Origin of the sequence: Kitasatospora sp. NPDC091207, from assembly GCF_044768625.1 — a bacterium.
Classification (GTDB): domain Bacteria; phylum Actinomycetota; class Actinomycetes; order Streptomycetales; family Streptomycetaceae; genus Kitasatospora.
Genome location: NZ_JBIVVS010000013.1, coordinates 21,930 through 41,015, shown reverse-complemented (window position 1 = coordinate 41,015; position 19,086 = coordinate 21,930). Strand labels below are relative to the sequence as shown.

Annotated in this window: 17 protein-coding genes and 1 tRNA gene; 11 read left to right on the top strand and 7 right to left on the bottom strand. The window is 72.8% G+C overall.

Annotation, left to right across the window (positions count from 1 at the left end; translation table 11 throughout):
• The 6 genes from ACIQTO_RS21670 to ACIQTO_RS21645 all read left to right on the top strand — a co-directional run bounded on the left by ACIQTO_RS21670 (position 1) and on the right by ACIQTO_RS21645 (position 6,863).
• Entirely contained in the window at positions 1-1,347 is a 1,347-nt protein-coding gene (locus tag ACIQTO_RS21670; protein WP_402390329.1) for a PP2C family protein-serine/threonine phosphatase, read from the top strand.
• 68 nt (positions 1,348-1,415) lie between these two features.
• A complete protein-coding gene (locus tag ACIQTO_RS21665; protein WP_402390328.1) occupies positions 1,416-2,771 on the top strand; it encodes a VWA domain-containing protein in 1,356 nt (451 codons plus the stop codon).
• 72 nt (positions 2,772-2,843) lie between these two features.
• The gene (locus tag ACIQTO_RS21660; protein WP_402390326.1) at positions 2,844-4,049 is read left to right on the top strand and encodes an FHA domain-containing protein; all 1,206 of its coding nucleotides are present in this window, start codon (positions 2,844-2,846) and stop codon (positions 4,047-4,049) included.
• Between the two features lie 242 nt (positions 4,050-4,291).
• Positions 4,292-5,209 (top strand): ATP-binding cassette domain-containing protein, encoded by a 918-nt coding sequence (locus ACIQTO_RS21655; RefSeq protein ID WP_402390325.1) that lies wholly within the window; start codon positions 4,292-4,294, stop codon positions 5,207-5,209.
• A complete protein-coding gene (locus ACIQTO_RS21650) occupies positions 5,206-6,366 on the top strand; it encodes an ABC transporter permease (protein WP_402390322.1) in 1,161 nt (386 codons plus the stop codon). Before ACIQTO_RS21655 ends, ACIQTO_RS21650 begins: the two co-directional genes overlap by 4 nt.
• Positions 6,367-6,458: 92 nt before the next feature.
• Positions 6,459-6,863 carry a globin gene (locus ACIQTO_RS21645; RefSeq protein WP_402390319.1) on the top strand — a complete coding sequence of 135 codons (405 nt, stop codon included), beginning with the start codon at positions 6,459-6,461 and terminating at the stop codon, positions 6,861-6,863.
• A gap of 86 nt (positions 6,864-6,949) precedes the next feature.
• Here the strand turns inward: ACIQTO_RS21645 and ACIQTO_RS21640 are convergent, their stop codons facing one another.
• From ACIQTO_RS21640 to ACIQTO_RS21620, 5 genes are all read right to left on the bottom strand, one after another.
• The gene (locus ACIQTO_RS21640) at positions 6,950-7,645 is read right to left on the bottom strand and encodes a hypothetical protein (RefSeq protein WP_402390317.1); all 696 of its coding nucleotides are present in this window, start codon (positions 7,643-7,645) and stop codon (positions 6,950-6,952) included.
• A 55-nt stretch (positions 7,646-7,700) separates the two neighbouring features.
• Entirely contained in the window at positions 7,701-8,159 is a 459-nt protein-coding gene (locus tag ACIQTO_RS21635; RefSeq protein WP_380579483.1) for an acyl-CoA thioesterase, read from the bottom strand.
• A 109-nt stretch (positions 8,160-8,268) separates the two neighbouring features.
• Complete coding sequence (ettA, locus tag ACIQTO_RS21630; RefSeq protein ID WP_402390313.1) at positions 8,269-9,933, bottom strand: energy-dependent translational throttle protein EttA; 1,665 nt, start codon at positions 9,931-9,933, stop codon at positions 8,269-8,271.
• Between the two features lie 372 nt (positions 9,934-10,305).
• Positions 10,306-11,793, bottom strand: coding sequence for a Cys-Gln thioester bond-forming surface protein (locus tag ACIQTO_RS21625; RefSeq protein WP_402390310.1), 1,488 nt, complete (start codon positions 11,791-11,793; stop codon positions 10,306-10,308).
• Positions 11,794-12,139: 346 nt separating this feature from the next.
• Complete coding sequence (locus ACIQTO_RS21620; protein WP_402390307.1) at positions 12,140-12,691, bottom strand: single-stranded DNA-binding protein; 552 nt, start codon at positions 12,689-12,691, stop codon at positions 12,140-12,142.
• Positions 12,692-13,327: 636 nt separating this feature from the next.
• Between ACIQTO_RS21620 and ACIQTO_RS21615 the strand changes: the two genes are divergently transcribed.
• Positions 13,328-13,400 (top strand) — tRNA-Arg (locus ACIQTO_RS21615).
• A 313-nt stretch (positions 13,401-13,713) separates the two neighbouring features.
• Here the strand turns inward: ACIQTO_RS21615 and ACIQTO_RS21610 are convergent.
• The gene (locus ACIQTO_RS21610; RefSeq protein ID WP_402390304.1) at positions 13,714-14,337 is read right to left on the bottom strand and encodes a TetR/AcrR family transcriptional regulator; all 624 of its coding nucleotides are present in this window, start codon (positions 14,335-14,337) and stop codon (positions 13,714-13,716) included.
• Between the two features lie 149 nt (positions 14,338-14,486).
• On the opposite strand from ACIQTO_RS21610, the gene ACIQTO_RS21605 reads away from it, so the two are divergent.
• Positions 14,487-15,035 carry a GNAT family N-acetyltransferase gene (locus ACIQTO_RS21605; RefSeq protein WP_402390302.1) on the top strand — a complete coding sequence of 183 codons (549 nt, stop codon included), beginning with the start codon at positions 14,487-14,489 and terminating at the stop codon, positions 15,033-15,035.
• A gap of 57 nt (positions 15,036-15,092) precedes the next feature.
• Here the strand turns inward: ACIQTO_RS21605 and ACIQTO_RS21600 are convergent, their stop codons facing one another.
• Positions 15,093-16,565 (bottom strand): MFS transporter, encoded by a 1,473-nt coding sequence (locus ACIQTO_RS21600; RefSeq protein WP_402390299.1) that lies wholly within the window; start codon positions 16,563-16,565, stop codon positions 15,093-15,095.
• A 222-nt stretch (positions 16,566-16,787) separates the two neighbouring features.
• Between ACIQTO_RS21600 and ACIQTO_RS21595 the strand changes: the two genes are divergently transcribed.
• The 3 genes from ACIQTO_RS21595 to ACIQTO_RS21585 all read left to right on the top strand — a co-directional run bounded on the left by ACIQTO_RS21595 (position 16,788) and on the right by ACIQTO_RS21585 (position 19,072).
• Positions 16,788-17,486 carry a TetR/AcrR family transcriptional regulator gene (locus ACIQTO_RS21595; RefSeq protein ID WP_402390296.1) on the top strand — a complete coding sequence of 233 codons (699 nt, stop codon included), beginning with the start codon at positions 16,788-16,790 and terminating at the stop codon, positions 17,484-17,486.
• A gap of 118 nt (positions 17,487-17,604) precedes the next feature.
• Positions 17,605-18,414: an enoyl-CoA hydratase/isomerase family protein gene (locus ACIQTO_RS21590; RefSeq protein WP_402390293.1), complete on the top strand. Its 810-nt coding sequence runs from the start codon at positions 17,605-17,607 to the stop codon at positions 18,412-18,414.
• 70 nt (positions 18,415-18,484) lie between these two features.
• On the top strand, positions 18,485-19,072 hold the full coding sequence (locus ACIQTO_RS21585) for a hypothetical protein (RefSeq protein ID WP_402390290.1): 588 nt from the start codon (positions 18,485-18,487) through the stop codon (positions 19,070-19,072).
• Positions 19,073-19,086: the final 14 nt, after the last annotated feature.

The window sequence follows — 19,086 nt, the reverse complement described above, 5'->3', positions numbered from 1 at the left end:
ATGCCGCAGCAGACCGTGTGCCAGAGCTGTTCCGAGCCGCTGGACCAGGAGGACGCCTATTGCGGCTCCTGCGGCGCGAGCCGGAACGGCCGGCCGGCGCCGGGCGCGATGCCCGCGAGCTGGTCCGCCGCGCAGGGCTCCGGCGGCGCGGACCACGCGCCGACCGTCCCGGTGCCGGTGGTGTCCGCCGCCGCCGCGTCCGGGTCCGCGGTGCCCGCGCAGGGCGGGCCCGGGTGCGTCCACTGCGGCCTGCCGCAGGTCACCTCCGACGGCTACTGCGAGGCCTGCGGCGGCGCCCAGCCGCGTCCGCGCGACCACATGGAGAAGGCCCTCGGGGGCGTCGCCGGGGTCAGCGACCGGGGCCTGCGCCACCACCGCAACGAGGACTCGTTCACCGTCGCCGCCTCCTCGCTGCCGGGCGGCGAGCCGGTCGTGGTGGCCGTGGTCTGTGACGGGGTCTCCTCCTCGGACCGGCCCGACGAGGCCTCCGAGACCGCCGTCGACGCCGCGTCCGAGTCGCTGCTGACCGCGCTGGAGGCCGGCCGCGACTTCGACGCCGCGATGCGCGGGGCGATCGCCGACGCGGCCGCCGCCGTCGCCGCCCTGGCCGAGGACGGCGCCTCGCCGGCCCGGCCCGACCTCAACGCCCCCGCCTGCACCTACGTCAGCGCGATAGCGTCCGGCGGCCGGGTCACCATCGGCTGGGTCGGCGACACCCGGGCGTACTGGATCCCGGACGACCGGGTCGCCGCCGAGCCGTTCCGGCTCACCCAGGACGACTCCTGGGCCGCCCGGATGGTCGAGGCCGGGCTGATGGGCGAGGCCGAGGCCTACGCGGACCCGCGGGCCCACGCCATCACCGGCTGGCTCGGCGCGGACGCCGAGGAGGTGGTCCCGCACACCCTGGACTTCACCCCGCACGTCCCCGGTGTCCTGCTGATCTGCACCGACGGCCTGTGGAACTACGCCGAGGCCGCCACCGACCTCGCCCACTACGTCCGCCAGGACGCCCGGACCGAGCCGCTCGCCGCCGCCCGGACCCTGGTGAAGTTCGCGGTCGCGGCCGGCGGGCACGACAACATCACCGTCGCCGTGCTGCCGATCGACCCGCCGGCCGGACTGGCCGGTGCCGGGCGGCCGGAGGCCGAGGACGAGCGCACGGCCACCGCGGTGGACCTGTCGGTGATCCGGCCGGCGGCCGCACCGGGGGACGAGGACGAGCACGACCCGACGCTGCCGGACCTGCCGGTGATCGGCTCGCCCGCCGCGCCCCTGCGGCCCGCCCCGCCGGTTCCCCCCGCCCCGCCGGGCGTCCCGCCGCAGCCGCCGCGCCCCCCGTTGGGCTGACACCCGCCCGCCGCCCACCCCCACCGACCGTTCGCACCAACCGACCACCCGACGGGAGCCACCGGCCCATGGCAACACTGGCTAAGCCGAACCTGCCCAGGTTCGACGTGGACATCTTCCAGAACGCGTTCCTCGCCGACGGCGCCCGCGAGGTGAACGCCATCGTCACCGTCACCGCGACCGGCGGCGGCACCTCCGGCGGACGCCCGCTCGGGGCGACCGACAGCGGGCCGCTGGACGCGGGAGCGCACTCCGCCGCCGTGGTGATCATGGTGGACTGCTCCGGCTCGATGGACTACCCGGCCAGCAAGATGCGCGGCGCCCGGGAGGCCACCGCCGCCGCCATCGACACCGTCCGCGACGGCGTCGCCTTCGCCGTGGTGGCCGGCACCCACGAGGCCCGGGACATCTACCCCGGCGACGGCACCCTCGCGGTCGCCTCGGCGGCCACCCGGGCCCAGGCCAAGGAGGCGCTGCGCCGGCTCAGCGCGGCCGGCGGCACCGCGATGGGCACCTGGCTCGCCAAGGCGGACACGCTCTTCCTCACCCGCCGCGACATCGCCATCCGGCACGCCATCCTGCTCACCGACGGCAAGAACGAGCACGAGTCGCCGGCCGACCTGGAGCGCGTCATCGAACGGGTCTCCGGCCACTTCACCGCCGACTGCCGGGGGGTGGGCACCGACTGGCGGGTGGACGAGCTGCGCAAGATCTCCTCCGCGCTGCTCGGCACCGTCGACATCGTCGCCGAACCGTCCGGCCTCGCCGAGGACTTCCGCGCCATGATGGAAGGCGCCATGGGCAAGCAGGTCGCCGATGTCGCCCTGCGGATCTGGACGCCGGCCAACGCCGTGGTCACCTTCGTCAAGCAGGTCGCCCCCACCGTGGAGGACCTCACCGGCCGCCGCACCGAGGCCGGTCCCCGGGCCGGCGACTACCCGACCGGCTCCTGGGGGGACGAGAGCCGCGACTACCACGTCTGCGTGGAGGTCCCGGCCGCCGCCGTCGGCAACGAGATGCTCGCCGCCCGGATCAGCCTCGTCCTGCCGCCGCTGACCGGAAGCACCCCCGAGGTGCTGTCCCAGGGCCTGGTCAAGGCGGTCTGGACGGACGACCTGGCCTCGTCCACCCGGATCAGCCCGCAGGTCGCCCACTACACCGGGCAGGCCGAGCTGGCCTCGTCGATCCAGGAGGGCCTGGAGGCGCACCGCGCCGGGGACGTCGACCGCGCCACCGCCAAGCTCGGCGCCGCCGTCCGGATCGCGCACGCGACCGGGAACGAGGGCACGTTCAAGCTGTTGCAGAAGGTGGTGGATGTGGTCGACCCGAAGGAGGGTACGGTTCGGTTCCGTAAGAATGTGAGTGAGGCCGACTCGATGACCCTCGAGACCCGGTCGACCAAAACCGTCCGTGTGAAGAAGTGACCGCTGAAGTACCGGCCGGGCCGCGGCCCGGCCGGACGCTGCCCCAGCTGGCTGGAAACGAGGGGGGACCTGATGCCGATCTGCCCGAGGGGGCATGAGTCGCAGGCCGAGGACTGGTGCGACTTCTGCGGCTTCCCGATGACACCGCCGCCGCCGATCCCGCCGCCGCCCGGCACCCTTCCGGGCGGGCCCGGGGCGCAGCACGGCGGTCACGACGGTCACGGCGGCCAGGGGGCGCACGGCGGTCACGGGCACCCCGGCCACGGCGGCACGCCGTTCGGCGGGCCGGTGCAGCCGGGTGCCGGCCAGCCGGCCGCGCCGGGCTTCCCCGACCTCACCGAGGGTCTGGTGATCTGCCCGATCTGCCGCAGCCCGCAGACCGGGCGGTTCTGCGAGGAGTGCGGGTACGACTACGACCTCTCCTCGCCCGCGCTGCGCCAGCCCCCGCCCCCCGGCCCGCACCCGGCGGCCCCGCCCGCGGCCGGGCAGCCCCCGCTCAACATCCCGGCGTCGTACGGCGGCCCGCAGCCGCCCACCCAGCCGCCGCACGCCCAGGAGCAGGCGGGGCCCGGCTTCGGCTACCCGCAGCCGGCCGCCAGGCCGTTCCAGGAGCAGCCGTACCAGGAGGCCTCCTACCAGGAACGCCCGTACCAGGAGCAGCCGCGCGAGGACTCCGGCCCGGTCTACGCCCAGCCCGGTCCGACCGGGCGCGGCGGCGAGTTCGGCACCTCGTTCAACCTGGCTCCGCCGGTCGCGCCGCACGGCCAGCAGGCCCCGCAGGCCCAGCAGGCCCCACCGGTCCAGCACCCGGAGCAGGCCCAGCAGGCGCACCAGCCGCCGTACCGGCCCGCCCCGCCCGAGCCGGTCCGGACCAACTGGATCGCGGTGGTCTCGGCCGACCGCGACTACTTCACCGACATGATGGCGCGCAGCGGGCCGGAGGCGACGGGTCTCTTCTTCCCGCCGTACTGCCCCGAGCGGCGCATCCCGCTGACCGGCCGCGGCCAGCTGCGGATCGGCCGGCGCAGCCAGCACCGCGGCACCGTGCCGGAGATCGACCTCTCCGTCCCGCCGGAGGACCCGGGCGCCTCGCACCAGCACGCGCTGCTCGCCGAACAGGCGGACGGCAGCTGGGTGCTGGTCGACCAGGACTCCACCAACGGCACCACGATGAACGGCGGCGCCGAGACGCTCGCCCCGCACACCGCGATCCCGCTGAACGACGGCGACCGGATCCACATCGGGGCGTGGACCACCATCACCCTGCACCGCGCCTGACCCCGGACGACGGCGGGGCGGGACGGGAGCCTCTCCCGTCCCGCCCCGCCGTCGTCGTCCCCCGGGCGGGCCCGTAGCGCCGTACACGCACGGCTCGGAGGTCCCGGACCAGGGCGGGACGCTTCCGGGACTCCCCCGCGACGGCTCCCGGGGCTCCCCCGCGCACCCCCGGCAAAATGATCTTCAAATCACCCACGTCCGGTCTCCCCCGTACCCCCCGGATACCCCTACGCTCAGGCCCCATGACTGCAGCTATATCCGCCGACGGAATCCGTCAGCGGTACGGGGATGTGCAGGCCGTCGACGGGGTTTCCCTCACCGTCGAGGTCGGCGAGTTCTACGGGATCCTGGGCCCGAACGGCGCCGGGAAGACCACCACACTGGAGATTCTGGAAGGAATCCGCAAGCCCGACGAGGGCCGGATCGAACTGCTGGGGCTGGCGCCCTGGCCCCGCAATCCGAAACTACTGCCGCGCATCGGCGTGCAGTTCCAGGCCTCGGCCTTCTTCAACAAACTGACGGCGCGGGAGACGATCCGCACCTTCGGTTCCTTCTACGGCGTCGGCCCCAAGCGGGCCGACGCGATGCTGGAGCGGGTGGGCCTCACCGAGTCGGCCGGGGTGATGACCGACAAGATGTCCGGCGGGCAGGCCCAGCGCCTCTCGATCGCCTGCGCGCTGGTCCACGCCCCGGAGCTGGTCTTCCTGGACGAGCCCACCACCGGCCTCGACCCGCAGGCCCGCCGCAACCTCTGGGACCTCCTGCGGGACATCAACGCCGAGGGCCGCACGGTCGTGCTGACCACCCACTACCTGGACGAGGCCGAGGTGCTCTGCGACCGCGTCTCGGTGATGGACCGCGGGAAGGTCCTGCGCACCGGCGCACCGGCCGCCCTGGTGCGCGAGATCGACGACACCGTGCGGATCAGCGTGGAGTCCGGGCTGCTGACCGTCGAGCGGGCCCGCGAACTGCTCGCGGCGACGGACGCCGAGATCGCCTCGGTCGAGGACGACGGCGTCTCGCTCTCCGTCTCCACCCGCCTCCCGGCCCCGGTGCTCTCCGTGCTGGCCGAGCAGAACGCGCTGCGCGGGCTCGAAGTCCGCGGCGCCACCCTGGAGGACGTCTTCCTCCAGCTCACCGGACGGGAGTACCGCGCATGAGCGCCGAACGCACGCGGGGCGCGACCGTTCCCGCCCAGCGCACCCCCGGCACCCCCGGCGCGACCGACGGGCAGCCGGAGCGCGAGCGGGTGAGCGCGTTCGCCAGCCTCTCCCGGGTGATGGTGGTCGCCTTCCTCCGGGACCGCGCCGCCGTCTTCTTCGTGATCCTCTTCCCGCTGATGTTCCTGATGCTGCTCGGCACCCTGTTCAAGGGCGCGTCCAGCCCGCACGCCAAGGTGGTGCAGGTCGGCGCCGTCCAGGTGCTGGACTCGGTGCAGGGCGACGGCCGGGCCGCGCTGGAGAAGGTCCTCACCATCAGCCGGAGCGAGGACGAGGCCGGCGCACTGGAGATGGTCCGCAAGGGCGACCTGGACGCGATGATCAAGGAAGGCCCGGACGGCAGGGTCGTGCTGCGCTTCAGCGCCGCGGACCAGGTCCGCGCCGGCTCCGTCCAGGGCATCGTCAACTCGGTCGTCCAGCAGGCCAACCAGGCCGCCAGCGGCAAGCCGGCGACCTTCGTGCTGGACGCCGGCCAGGTCGAGGACAACGCGCTGAAGCCGATCCAGTTCCTCACCCCCGGCCTGCTGGGCTGGGCGGTGGCCACCGGAGCGGTGTTCGGCGCCTCGCTGACCCTGGTGTCCTGGCGGCAGAAGAAGGTGCTGCGCCGGCTGCGGCTGGCCCCGGTGAGCGCCGGATCGATCGTGGCGTCCCGGATCGCCGTCTCGGTGCTGACTGCCCTGGTCCAGACGACCGTCTTCCTGGCCGTCGCCACCCTGCCGTTCTTCGGGCTGCAGCTCACCGGCGACTGGTGGCTGATCATCCCGCTGGTGGTCTGCGCGACGATCGCCTTCATGTCGATCGGCCTGCTGGCCGGGTCGCTGGCCAAGACCGAGGAGGCGGCCAACGGCATCTCGCAGATCATCGTGCTGCCGATGTCGTTCCTGTCCGGATCGTTCTTCCCGACCGACTCCATGCCCGGCTGGCTGAAGGCGATCTCCGAGGCGCTGCCGCTGAAGCACCTGGTCACCGCGGCCCAGTCGGTGCTCTCCCGGGGCGGCGGCGTGATGGACGCGCTGCCCACCATGGGCGGGCTGCTGGCGTTCGCCGCCGTGCTCACCGCGATCGCCTGGCGGTTCTTCCGCTGGGAAGACGTCTGAGCCGGCTCCTGACGGTGGCGGGGTCGTACGCCCGTGGTCCTGGTCCCCAGGTCCCGGTGTACGGCCCCGCCGCCGTCTGCGACCATGGTCGGGTGAAAGAGATCCGGCGTGGCACGCTCAGCGAGGAGACCTTCTTCGAACAGGTCGGCGGCGAACCGACCTTCCGGCGGCTGGTGCACCGGTTCTACCAGGGCGTCGCGCAGGACGAGTTGCTGCGGCCGATGTACCCCGAGGAGGACCTCGGCCCGGCCGAGGAGCGGCTCACCCTCTTCCTGATGCAGTACTGGGGCGGCCCGCGCACCTACAGCGAGCAGCGCGGTCACCCGCGGCTGCGGATGCGCCACGTGCCGTTCACGGTGGACCGCGCGGCGCACGACGCCTGGCTCAAGCACATGCGGGTGGCGGTGGACGAACTGGCGCTGCCGGCCGACGCCGAGCGGCAGCTCTGGGACTACCTCACCTACGCCGCCGCCTCGATGGTCAACACCGCGGGCTGAACCCCGCCCGCGACCGGTCGGTCGCCGCCGTTGGGCGGCCGCCGTTCGGTCGCTGCCGTTCGGTGGCCGCCGGGCCCGGTCCGCCGCTAGCGCATCGGGCTGAGACCCAGCCCGGCACCGGGCGCGGCCGCCGTACGGACCGCCACCGACCCCGCCGGGGCACTCAGCCGCAGCCAGCCGCCGGCGCGGTGCACGGTCAGCGGTGCCCCCGGCTTCAGGAAGCCGATCACATAGGCCGCGTGCGCGGCACGCAGCGGCAGCTCGGGCAGCGCGGTCACCGGCCGGGACCAGATCTCGTCGGCCAGCCCGTCCAGCACCGCACGGGTCCGGTGGTGGACCGGCACGGCCTCGCTGCGCTCGCGGAACTCCCGCACCCCCGCCATCAGTTCGGGGTACACCTCGACCACCGGCGGCTCACCGACCAGACGCCAGCCGGAGCGCGGCGGCAGCAGGCCGGCCCAGGCCGGGCCGGTGACGGGCGCGGGCAGCGCCACGGTGTTCTCCGCGCTGTCCAGGCCGTCCAGCAGCTGACCCGCCGAGACCGTGCGGTCCGCCGGGCCGACCAGCTCGGCCAGCCGTGCGGTCCGGACGGCCAGCGCGCCGGAACTGCCCAGCGGCAGCCGGCCGAAGACGGCCAGCACGCCGTCGCCGCCGGCCTGGGGGGCCACCGCCTGCAGACGCACCGCCGCCGCCCGGTCGAAGCGCAGCAGACGGACCAGGAAGGCGCCCAGATCGGCGGCCTCCCCGGCGTCGGCGAGGGCGAGGGAGGCGGTGACGGTCAACGCGCTTCAGCTCGAATCCGTGTATCGGTGACGGGTGGTGGTGCGGGCCGGGGGCTCAGGCCGCCGCGACGGCCGGCTCCTCGTCCCTGCTCGGCTCGTCCGTGAAGCGGCCCAGGAACTCGCGCTCCACCGGGCTGATCCGGCGCGGACGGCCCTCGACCAGGTCGTAGGGGACGACCACGGTGGACGCCCGGACGTACACCGTCTCGGTGCCGTCCTCGGCGGTGTCCTTGATCTCGTACGAGACGGTCAGCGAGGCACCGCCGATCTTGGTCACCCAGGTCTCGATGGTGACCGGCTCGGGCCGGTGCACCAGCGGACGCTTGTAGTCGATCTCGTGGCGGGCCACCACCGAGCCACCCGCGAACTCCCCGGCACCGGCCGCGGCGGCCTGGGTGAACATGAAGTCGATCCGGGCCTCCTCCAGGTAGCGCAGGAAGACCACGTTGTTGACGTGCCCGAAGGCGTCCATGTCGGACCAACGCAGCGGACAGGCGTAGATGTGGCGTGCCACGGGTGTTCTCCTCGACGTCCGGTGACCCGCCGGAAGGCATCGGCGGCGGGCCGCGGCCCGGCAGGCCGCCCCGGGGGGCAGTCTGCCGGGCCGATGTGACAGCTGGGTGTCAGCCTCGGGTCAGCTTCTTGTAGGTGGCCCGGTGCGGACGGGCGGCGTCGGCGCCCAGCCGCTCGATCTTGTTCTTCTCGTACGACTCGAAGTTGCCCTCGAACCAGAACCACTTGCTCTCGCCCTCGTAGGCGAGGATGTGGGTGGCCACCCGGTCCAGGAACCAGCGGTCGTGGGAGATGACCACGGCGCAGCCGGGGAACTCCAGCAGCGCGTTCTCCAGCGAGGACAGGGTCTCGACGTCGAGGTCGTTGGTCGGCTCGTCGAGGAGCAGCAGGTTGCCGCCCTGCTTGAGGGTGAGCGCCAGGTTCAGGCGGTTGCGCTCACCGCCGGAGAGCACGCCGGCCGGCTTCTGCTGGTCCGGACCCTTGAAGCCGAACGCCGACACGTAGGCGCGGGACGGCATCTCGACCTGGCCGACGTTGATCCAGTCCAGACCGTCGGAGACGACCTCCCAGAGCGTCTTCTTCGGGTCGATGTTGGCGCGCGACTGGTCGACGTAGCTGATCTTGACCGTCTCGCCGATCTTGACCTTGCCCGAGTCCGGCGTCTCCATGTCCTGCAGCATCTTGAACAGCGTGGTCTTGCCGGCACCGTTCGGGCCGATCACGCCGACGATGCCGTTGCGCGGCAGGGTGAAGCTCAGGTCGTCGATCAGGACCTTCTCGCCGAAGGCCTTGTTGAGGTTCTCCACCTCGACCACGATGCTGCCCAGACGCGGGCCCGGCGGGATCTGGATCTCCTCGAAGTCCAGCTTCCGCATCTTGTCCGCCTCGGCCGCCATCTCCTCGTAACGGGCGAGACGTGCCTTGGACTTCACCTGCCGGCCCTTGGCGTTGGAGCGGACCCACTCCAGCTCCTCGCGGAGCCGCTTGGCACGCTTCGCGTCCTTCTGGCCCTCGACCTTGAGGCGCGACTGCTTGCTCTCCAGGTAGGTGGAGTAGTTGCCCTCGTAACCGATGGCGCGGCCGCGGTCGAGCTCCAGGATCCAGCCGGCCACGTTGTCCAGGAAGTACCGGTCGTGGGTGACGGCGACGACGGTGCCGGCGTACTTGGCCAGGTGCTGCTCCAGCCAGTTCACCGACTCGGCGTCCAGGTGGTTGGTGGGCTCGTCGAGCAGCAGCAGGTCGGGCGCCTCCAGCAGCAGCTTGCAGAGCGCCACGCGGCGCTTCTCGCCACCGGAGAGCTTGGTGACGGCCCAGTCGCCGGGCGGGCAGCCCAGCGCGTCCATGGCCTGCTCCAGCTGCGCCTCGAGGTCCCACGCGTTGGCGTGGTCCAGCTCCTCCTGGAGCTTGCCCATCTCGTCCAGCAGGGCGTCCGAGTAGTCGGTGGCCATCAGCTCGGCGATCTCGTTGAAGCGGTCGAGCTTCCCCTTGACCTCCCTGACGCCGTCCTCGACGTTCTCCAGGACCGTCTTGCTCTCGTCGAGCGGCGGCTCCTGGAGCAGCATGCCGACGGTGTAACCGGGCGAGAGGAAGGCGTCGCCGTTGGAGGGCTGCTCCAGACCGGCCATCATCTTGAGCACGGTGGACTTGCCGGCGCCGTTGGGACCGAGGACGCCGATCTTCGCTCCGGGGAGGAAGCTGAGCGTCACGTCGTCAAGGATGACCTTGTCGCCGTGCGCCTTGCGCACCTTGCGCATCGTGTAGATGTATTCCGCCACGTGAGATCGCTCCGGCGTCGTCGGGGAGTTATTCGGCTTGCAGCCTTCCATTGTGCCGCACCCGGCCGGAAGCCCGAACCGCCAGCCTTGCCCCGCCGGGGCATCCGCCCCGGACCGCCCGCCCCGACCCGCGACCCCAGCCGCCGGACACACCGCCTCCGGACGCACCGCGGCCCGGTTCCCCGCACCGCCTCCGGACGCACCGCGGCCCGGCTCCCCGCAACGGGTGCGGGGAACCGGGCCGGGTGGTCGGCGCCCGCCGCGACGGCGGGCGCCTCTCATGTCACCGCGTCGGCACCTCGGCACTCAGGTGCCCCGGTGCCTCAGCACTTCGGTGATTCGGTACTTCGGGTACTTCGGTGCGGCACTGCCTCAGGCGGCGCTGCGACCGTGGCGACCGCGGCGGCGCAGGACGAAGACCGCGGCACCGCCGGCCACGACCAGACCACCGGCGACGGCGGCGAGCACCGGAGTGGCGTCGTTACCACCGGTGGCGGCCAGGCCGCCCGTGGTGCCCGCGGCCGGGCTGCTGGCCGCCGGAGCCGGGTGCGCGGCCGAGGCGGACGGGGCGACGGTCGGCGCACCGGTCGTCGGCGCCGCGCTCGTCGGCGCACCGCTCGGGGTCGGGGTGGCCGAGGCGCTCTTGCTGGCCGACGGGCTGCCGGTCGGCGTGGTCACGCTGGTGACCTTGCAGTCCAGGACGCCCTTGAACTCCTTGGAGAAGCCGTTCGGGCCGGTGACGGTGATGGCGTAGGCGGTGTCCTCGGCGACCGGGACGACCACGCTCTCGCTCTTGCCCGGCTGGACGGTGACCGTCTTGCCCGGCTGGACGGTCACGCCGGCCGCCTCGTCGCCGCCGTTGGTGACGTTGACGCGGACGCCGTTGGAGTCGCACTCGACCTGGGCGTTGCTGTCGAGCAGCGGGCCCTTGCCGGCCTTCCAGCCGGCCTTGGCCGCGTCCACCACGCTGAGCTTGGTGGAGCCGGCCAGGATCATGGTCTGGCTGTGCTTCTCGGGGGTGTAGCCCTTGCTCAGGAAGACCCGGCCGTTGGGCACCACGGTCTCGGCCGAGGCCGTCACGGTGGCCGTGCCGTCCGGGGTGCCGGCCGGCACGTCCAGGAACAGCTGGGTGTCCTTGGCGACCCCACCGGTCAGACCGGCGACCGGCTTGCCGTCCTTGTCGACCAGCTTCACCTTGTCCCCGGCGTCACCGGAGAGGGCGAGCTTCACCTCGGAGGCGCTGGAGTTGATGGTGAACGGACCGAGCTTGCCGCCCGGCTTGCCCGACACCGAGTCCGGGGTGAGGCTCAGCGAGGGCTTGGGCTCGGCGGCGATGCCCTTGTTGCTGTCGCTGACCAGGTAGTCGCGCAGCTTCTTGGCCTGCGCGTCCACCGGGGTGGCGTTCTTGCCGTCGGAGAACTTCCAGATCGCGGCCTGGGTGCCCGCGGCGGCGTCGTCGGCGGTGAGCTCGCCCTCCTTGACGCCGGCCGCGTCGGCCAGCTTCTTGAGGTCGGTGACCTGCGGGTAGGAGTTCTCCAGGATCCAACGGATCTTGGCCGCGTCCTGAGCCTTCTCCTTACGGCCGAGCGAGCTCGACTTCCAGTCCGACTCCCGGTACTCGACGCCGCTCGTGATGTCGACCGGGTGGTCGATGTCGATGCAGTACGTACGGAGCACGCCGTTGGCCGTCTTGAGGGTGAACAGACCACCCTGAACGGAGTGACCGCCCTCGATGGCGATCTCCTCGCTCTGCATGGTCGGCTGGATCACCGCCGTGACGCCCGCACCCGGTGCGTCGGCCGCAGCCGCCGCACCGGCCGCGAGCAGGCTCCCGCCCAGCGCTACGCTGGTCGTGAGCATGACAGTGGTTATGCGCGGAAGACTCCGCCCCTGCCTCTGGAACATCTGGGATCCCTCCGGGCCGGGCCGCGCCGATGGGCAGCCCGCCGTGCATTGCTGCGCCCCCTGTGGCGCCGCTGCATGTGTGTGAACCAGACGAATCCTATTGAGCTGCAGAGGTCCGCAAACCCCCATGCGAAATCAGGACGATTCCGTATCTGTATCGTTATCAATGCTCCCATCATCCACACAAACTGACGATCAGCCAGAAACTTTGGATCTTTCGCTAAACCGGTGCGGTGATTGCGCGCGGGTTCAACAACCGTCTCGATCAACATATTTGTCGACAGTTGGGGCCGACTGGCGGTCAGCCCGAAGGGACCGGCTCGTCACCTCCCGTTCCCGCGTCGTCCACCCCCGCGCCCGGCCCCGCGCCCACCGGCACGGGTGCCACCAGGGGCTCCACCGAGGCCTTCCGCGCCTGCAGTGCGTCCGCGATCCAACCCGGCACGGCCTCGCCCACGGTCACCTCCCGACCCCCCGACGGCTCGCCCCGCGGCCCCGCGCTCCAGGTGAAGACGGCGGTGCCACGACTGAGATCGTGTCCGACCGACCGGGCGTCGATCTCGACCCTGCTGCGCCGCGCCTCCCCCTCCGTCCACTCCCGCACCCTCAGCCGGCCGCTCACCACCACCGGATCGCCCTTCGACAGCGAGCCGATCAGATGACCCGCCAGCGCCCGCCAGGCCGTCACCGTCACCCACTGCGTCTCGCCGTCCACCCAGCCCTCCCGCAGCCGGTCGTAGCGGCGCTCCGTCGACGCCAGCCGGAAGTTGGCCACCGCCACCCCGTCGGCCGTCCGGGTGCAGCTCACCTCGGTCGCGACATTGCCGATCACCGTCACCTGGGTCTCGTTCACAGAACACGCTCCGTTCTCTCCGATGCACCGTACGGAATCAACCGGTGCGAGTTGAGAGTGCGCTTCCCGGGAAATGCGCACCAGAGAGATCGGAAATCCTGTGGACAACTCGGCCCTGTGGAAAACCGGTGTCACTCACAGGGGTGAATTTCGGCCCTTCCGGTCCTACTTTCAGCCTGACTTCTGCGCGGCCATGACAACAAACGCCCCGCTTCCCGCCCTACCGGCACACCCCCAGGGGTGGCCTGCCCGGACGTCCGCCCACGTCATCCGACCGAACGAACCCGAATACGGCCCCCCACCCGCGCCGACCGGGGTACTTTCTCCGTGCCGAATCCATAACGGGTGGGGCGGCAGCCCCGTAACGAGTGCACAACGTCCGGCGCCGAAGAGCGCCAGACCGCTGCACGCACGGCCTTCACCTGCGATTATCGGACCGCTCCACCGAAGCCGACACACCCGCGACGGTGTCGTTACACCCGGCCGAGGATCTGGACACCCTTATCCTGTCCCCGACAGGGCAAGGCCCCGCCAACCCCCACCCCACCCTCAGGCACGGGGCCGGACAGCGGGCGCCCCGCGCGCTCGTCGCCCGATCCCGGCAACGGTCACGCCCATCAGGGCGCCGTCCGTCCCGCCCCCATAGCTCAGCGGATAGAGCACCCGCCTTCTAAGCGGTAGGTCGCAGGTTCGAATCCTGCTGGGGGCACCGCGCCCGAATTCCCGCAGGCCACACCGCCCGCGAGGGCTAAGCACGACCGCCCCGCCGGGGAATTCCGGACACCGAACGCACATAACCCGTGACAATGCGTGTCATGGCTGCGCCGGAAACGGGCCCGCCGGAAACACCGGCACGAACCGGCCGTACGGCTCGGACGGGAAACAACGGTCCGAACGGAAACAACGGGCGAATCAGACAATGCCGCCCGGGGTCACCCGCACCCCGCCGCTCGGACCCGCGCCGTCCGGCCCCGCCGCTCCCGGCCCCGCTCACCCGCGCCCGCTGCCGAAACCCCCGCCGTTCAGGCCCCCGCGGCCCCGGTCAGTCCCGCCAGGTAGGCGTCCAGCAGTGCCGTCTGCCGCTCGGGCGGGAACTCCCCCGGCGCGAACAGCGCCTGCACGACCAGGCCCAGCGCGAAGGCCTGCGCCCCCGCCGCGAGCTGCTCGGCCGGCACGTCGCCCGGCAGTTCCCCGAGCCGCTGCGCGTCGGCCGCCGACTCGGTCAGCAGCGCCCGCGCCCGCCCGTACCGCGCCGCGTGCGCGGTGGCCAGCTCCGGGTCGGCCAGCGCCACGTCCCAGGAGCCGACCCAGATCCGGTTGCCGGCCGCGGCGGCCCCGTCCAGCGGGAGGATGTCGAGCAGCGCCGCCCGCAGCCGGGGCAGTCCGGCGGGCGGCGGCGGGCTGCCGTCCCCCGGGGCGATCCGGCGCGGCCGCTCCTGGGAGCGCCGGTCCAGGACGTCGAGGGCGTGCGCCACGAGCGCCCGCTTGTTGGGGAAGTAGTGCGTCAACAGTCCGGTGGAGGCGCCCATTTCGGCGGCCACGGCGCGCAGCGTCAGCCCCTCGAAGCCCCGCGCGGACAGCACCCGCCAGACCGCCTCGGACACATCGCGACGTCGGGCTTCATGGTCTCCCCGGGCTGGTGTCATGGGCGCTATGGTACCTACCAAACGTTTGTTATGTATGTTGGGACGACCGGCCCGGCCGGACCACCGCCCCTCCCGCGGCACACCGCCGCACGAAGCCCCGTCCCACGCGGCACCACCGCCCGCAGCCCCACCCCCCGAAAGGCCCGCCGATGTTCGCCGTCCCGCTCGCCGACCATGCCGAGCTGCGCCCCCTGGAACCGTGGCAGGCCGCCGAGTTCCTGGCCAACATGGACCGCTCCCGCGCCCACCTGAAGCCGTGGATCAGCTGGGCCGACCGCTCCACCGACCTGGAGTCGGCCCGCGCCACCCTGCAGGGCTACGCCGACCGGCAGGCCGCCGACGCCGCCCGCCTCTACGGGATCTGGCTGGACGGCACGCTGGTCGGCGGCACGATGTTCGTGACCTTCAGCACCGCCACCGGCACCGCCGAGATCGGGGTCTGGACGGAGCCCGCCGGCGAGGGCCGGGGCCTGGTCGCCGCCGCCGTCCGCCACCTGATCGACTACGCGTTCACCACCCGCGGCCTGCACCGGATCGAGTGGCACACCAGCCCGGCGAACATCCGCAGCCGGTCGCTCGCCCAGCGGCTGGGCATGCGGCTCGACGGCACGCTGCGGGAGGCGTACCTGGCCAACGGCGTCCACCAGGACTCCGAGATCTGGTCGCTGCTCGCACGCGAGTGGAAGCCCACCCCCTGACGCCCGCGGGCCCCGGCGGACAGGCGTCCGCCGGGGCCCCGCTCCACCCGCTCCCGCTCAGGCGGCGAGCACCTGCCGCTCCGGCAGCGGCTCGGCCACCGGGCGCGGGCGAAGCCGCAGCGCGAGCACCAGGGCCAGCGCCATCACCCCCGCCGCCGAGAAGAACACCACGTCCACCGCGTCGATGAAGCTGTGCACCGCGTGGGACCGGGCCGCGCCGGTCAGACCGCCCACCGCGCCGAGCGCGGTGCCGGGCTCGCCGCTGTCGAAGGCCCGGGCCAGCACGGTGCCGAAGAACGCGGCACCCAGCGCGCTGCCGAGCGTCTGGAAGAACCGGATGCCCGTGGTCGCGACCCCCAACTGGTGTGCCGGGGCGGCCTCCTGGACGACACCGATGAGGTGGCCGATCAGCTGGCCCAGGCCGAGACCGAGCAGGACGAGTTCGGCCCGCACCAGCCAGAGCGAGGTGTCCGGGCCGCTCAGCCCGAGCAGCAGCAGGGCCGCCGTGGCGCAGGCCGCGCCGGAGACCAGGACCGCGCGGACCGACCAGCCCCGCGCGGTCAGCCGGTCGACCACGAGCCCGACCGCCGTCATACCGAGCGCCATCGGGATCAGGTAGAGGCTGGCCGAGGTCGCGGCGACCCCCCGGGCCACCTGCAGGTACAGCATCACGTACATGATCGCGCCCATCAGGCCCATCCCGACCAGCCCCTGCACCGCGAAGCCGATCCGGATCTCCGGGACGCGGAAGAGCGAGAGCGGCAGTACCGGCTCCGCGACGGTGGCCTGGCGCCACAGGAAGAGGCCGAGTGCGGCGAGGGTTCCGGCGGCCAGGGCGAGGAGTTCGGGAGAGGTCCAGGCGTAGGTCTTGCCGCCCCATTCGGTCACCAGCAGCAGCCCGGTGGCGAACGCGGCCGCCAGGGCGGCCCCGGGGAAGTCCAGACCGCGCCGGCCGGCCGAGCGCGGGAGCTTGAGCAGCACCGCGGAGCCGACCAGGACGAGCAGGCCGAGCGGCAGGTTGACGTAGAAGATCCAGCGCCAGTCGAGGTGGTCCGCCAGGAGCGCGCCGATCAGCGGGCCGACGGCCATGCCGGCACCGCCGACCAACCCGCCCATGCCGCCTCCGCCGCCCTTCGCCTCCCCCGGATCCTTGAGCTGCGCCATCACCACCATGGTCACGCTCATCAGCCCGCCGCCGCCGATGCCCTGGACGGCCCGGAAGGCGATCAGCTGGGTCATCGACTGCGCCGCTCCGCAGAGTGCCGAGCCGAGCAGGAAGACGCCGACCGCGCCGAGCAGCGCCCGCTTGGCGCCGTACACGTCGCAGAGCTTGCCGTAGAGCGGCAGCAGCGCCGTCGCCGCCAGCGCGAAGGCGCTGACCAGCCAGGGCAGCCGGTCGACGCCGTGGACCGGGTCGAGGTCCCGGACGATCGGCACGGTGGCGGCCGACACGATGTTCATGTCGAGCACCGCCAGGATGATCGTGATCAGGCAGAGCAGCATGCCCAGCTTGCGCTGGGGCTCCGTCATCAGAGCTGCTGCCGGCGCGGTGGCGGCCATCGGAAGTCCCCCCGGGGATCGTGGAATTCGGGCGTTCGGAGGCGGACCGAACGGCACCGGGAGGGTGCGGCTCGGCGGCCCGCCCTCACCATGGCAGGGATTTTTGACTCGGTCAATTCTTCGCTGGGGTCAACTCTTCATCCGAGTCCATCATTCATCCCGGTCAATCTTTGATCCTGGTACAGTCCTGTCATGGCGAAGCGCACCGCGACCACCACCGACCCCGAAGCAGCAGAGCCGGCAGACGCGGCCCTGGGCCTGCGCGAACGCAAGAAGCGCCAGACCGCCATCCGGATCTGGCGCAGCGCGATCAGCCTGTTCGCCGAGCGGAGCTTCGACGAGGTCTCGGTCGCCGAGATCGCCGCCGCGGCCGAGGTCTCGAAGATGACCGTCTTCAACTACTTCCCCTCCAAGGAAGACCTGGTCATGGGCCCGATGGAGCAGCACACCGGCGAAGCCGCCGAGGTGGTCCGCGATCGCGCCCCCGGCGTCTCGGCGGTGGCCGCGGTGCGCACCCACTTCCTGACCGCCCTGGAGCGGTTCGACCCGACCACCGGCCTGAGCGACGACCGCTTCGTGCTCGACGTGGTCCGGCTGATCCACCGGACGCCCGCGCTGGCGCTGCGCGCCACCACCGGGTGGGGCGTCGCGGCCAACGACTTGCTCGCCACCGAGCTGCTCGCCCAGGACCCGGCCGGCGACCGGCTCACGGCCCGGGTCGCGGCCGCCCAGCTGATGGGCGTGCGGCTGGCGCTGATCGACGAGAACCACCGCCGGATGCTGGCCGGCGAACGGGCGGCCGACGTGCTCCCGGAGGCCGTCGAGAACGCCCGCCGCGGCTTCGCCCTGGTCGAGCACGGCCTCGGCGCCTACGGCACCCGGCCCGTCTGAACCCCCGCCCCCGGCCCGGCCATCGACCGGACCGGGTGGCCGGCTGGGTGGCCGGTCCGCCCGACCGGCCCGCGGCCGGGCCTGAGAGAGTGTCCGCACCACGACTCCGGAGGTGCGCATGAACCAGCCGCTGCTCACGCGGGACCGCTCCCCCCTGCCCACCCAGGTCGACGGCCTCAACGCCTACACCGGCGAGGACGGCGTCGCGGTGCTGGAGTTCGACCGGCCGCACCGGCGCAACGCCGTCACCCTGGCGATCTGGCAGGCGCTGCCGAAGGTCCTGCTCCGGCTCGCCGAACAGCCCGGTCTGCGGGCCCTGCTGGTGACCGGTGCGGGCGGCACCTTCAGCGCCGGCGCGGACATCGCCGAGATGGCGGAGATCTACGCCGACCCGGACCGCGCCGACGACTACCACACCGCCAACGTCGCCGCCGAGGAGGCGCTGGCGGCCTTCCCGCACCCGACGGTCGCGGTGGTGCACGGTGCCTGTGTCGGCGGCGGCTGCCAGCTGGCCGTCGCCTGCGACCTGCGGTTCGTCGCCGAGGACGCCCGGCTGGGCATCACCCCGGCCAAGCTCGGCGTGGTCTACCGGGCGGTGCCGACCGTGCGGCTGGCCCGGCTGGTGGGCCCGTCCCGCGCCAAGTACCTGCTCTTCTCGGGCGAGTTGGTGACCGGCCGGGAGAGCGCCGCGACCGGTCTCGCCGACCGGGTCCTGCCGGACGCCGAACTGGACGCCGCGGCCCTGGAGTTCGCCCGGCTGCTGACCACGCGCTCGCCGCAGACGATCGGCGCGGTCAAGGCGGCGCTGGCCGTCCCGCCGGAGCGGGCCGCCGAGGCGGTGCGCCCCTGGGAGCTGCGGGCGCGCGAGACCCCGGACATCCGCGAGGGCCTCGCGGCCTTCCTGGAGGGCCGCCCGCCCCGGTTCTGACCCCTCGCGCGGCGACCATTACGATCATCCGATCGAAAGTCCAGCCAAGCCGCCAGGAGCACCCCGCGCGATGACCGCACCGACGAGCACCACGATCTGGGCCCGCCGGGTCACCGACGGCGTCGAGCCGAAGAACGTGATCATCGCGATGCTGCCGCTGCTGGGCGTGCTGCGCTACGGCTGGGAGGGCCTCGGCTGGGCGGCGTTCGCCGCTCTGTTCGCGGCCGTCGTGCCGACCCTGTTCATCCGGCGCGGCATCCGCAAGGGGACCCTGGAGGACCGGCACGTCGGCCACCGACGGCGGCGGCTGACGGTGATCCCGTTCATCATGGGGTCGGTGCTGACCAGCTTCGCGGTGATGCTCCGGCTGGACGCGCCGGCCGACCTGACCGCCGTGGTGCTGGCGATGTTCGCCTCGCTGGTCCCGATCCTGGTGATCACCGTCTGGTGGAAGGTCTCGGTGCACACCGCGGTGGCGAGCGGCGCGGTGGTCTGCCTGGCCGTCGCGCTCGGCCCCTGGTGGCTGCTGCTCGGCCCGCTGGTCGCGCTGATCGGCTGGTCCCGGGTGGTGCTGCGGGACCACACCACCGCGCAGACCGTGGTCGGCGCGGTGGTGGGCGCCCTCACCGCCGGGCTCACCTTCTGGGCGGCACGCTAGGGTCCGCCCCGGGC

Excerpts from the sequence above, each read along its gene's own strand:
- ACIQTO_RS21670 (WP_402390329.1), top strand. The coding sequence starts at position 1 with ATGCCGCAGCAGACCGTGTGCCAGAGCTGTTCCGAGCCGCTGGACCAG.
- ACIQTO_RS21665 (WP_402390328.1), top strand. The coding sequence starts at position 1,416 with ATGGCAACACTGGCTAAGCCGAACCTGCCCAGGTTCGACGTGGACATC.
- ACIQTO_RS21660 (WP_402390326.1), top strand. The coding sequence starts at position 2,844 with ATGCCGATCTGCCCGAGGGGGCATGAGTCGCAGGCCGAGGACTGGTGC.
- ACIQTO_RS21655 (WP_402390325.1), top strand. The coding sequence starts at position 4,292 with ATGACTGCAGCTATATCCGCCGACGGAATCCGTCAGCGGTACGGGGAT.
- ACIQTO_RS21650 (WP_402390322.1), top strand. The coding sequence starts at position 5,206 with ATGAGCGCCGAACGCACGCGGGGCGCGACCGTTCCCGCCCAGCGCACC.
- ACIQTO_RS21625 (WP_402390310.1), bottom strand. The coding sequence starts at position 11,793 with ATGCTCACGACCAGCGTAGCGCTGGGCGGGAGCCTGCTCGCGGCCGGT.
- ACIQTO_RS21610 (WP_402390304.1), bottom strand. The coding sequence starts at position 14,337 with ATGACACCAGCCCGGGGAGACCATGAAGCCCGACGTCGCGATGTGTCC.
- ACIQTO_RS21605 (WP_402390302.1), top strand. The coding sequence starts at position 14,487 with ATGTTCGCCGTCCCGCTCGCCGACCATGCCGAGCTGCGCCCCCTGGAA.
- ACIQTO_RS21600 (WP_402390299.1), bottom strand. The coding sequence starts at position 16,565 with ATGACGGAGCCCCAGCGCAAGCTGGGCATGCTGCTCTGCCTGATCACG.
- ACIQTO_RS21595 (WP_402390296.1), top strand. The coding sequence starts at position 16,788 with ATGGCGAAGCGCACCGCGACCACCACCGACCCCGAAGCAGCAGAGCCG.
- ACIQTO_RS21590 (WP_402390293.1), top strand. The coding sequence starts at position 17,605 with ATGAACCAGCCGCTGCTCACGCGGGACCGCTCCCCCCTGCCCACCCAG.
- ACIQTO_RS21585 (WP_402390290.1), top strand. The coding sequence starts at position 18,485 with ATGACCGCACCGACGAGCACCACGATCTGGGCCCGCCGGGTCACCGAC.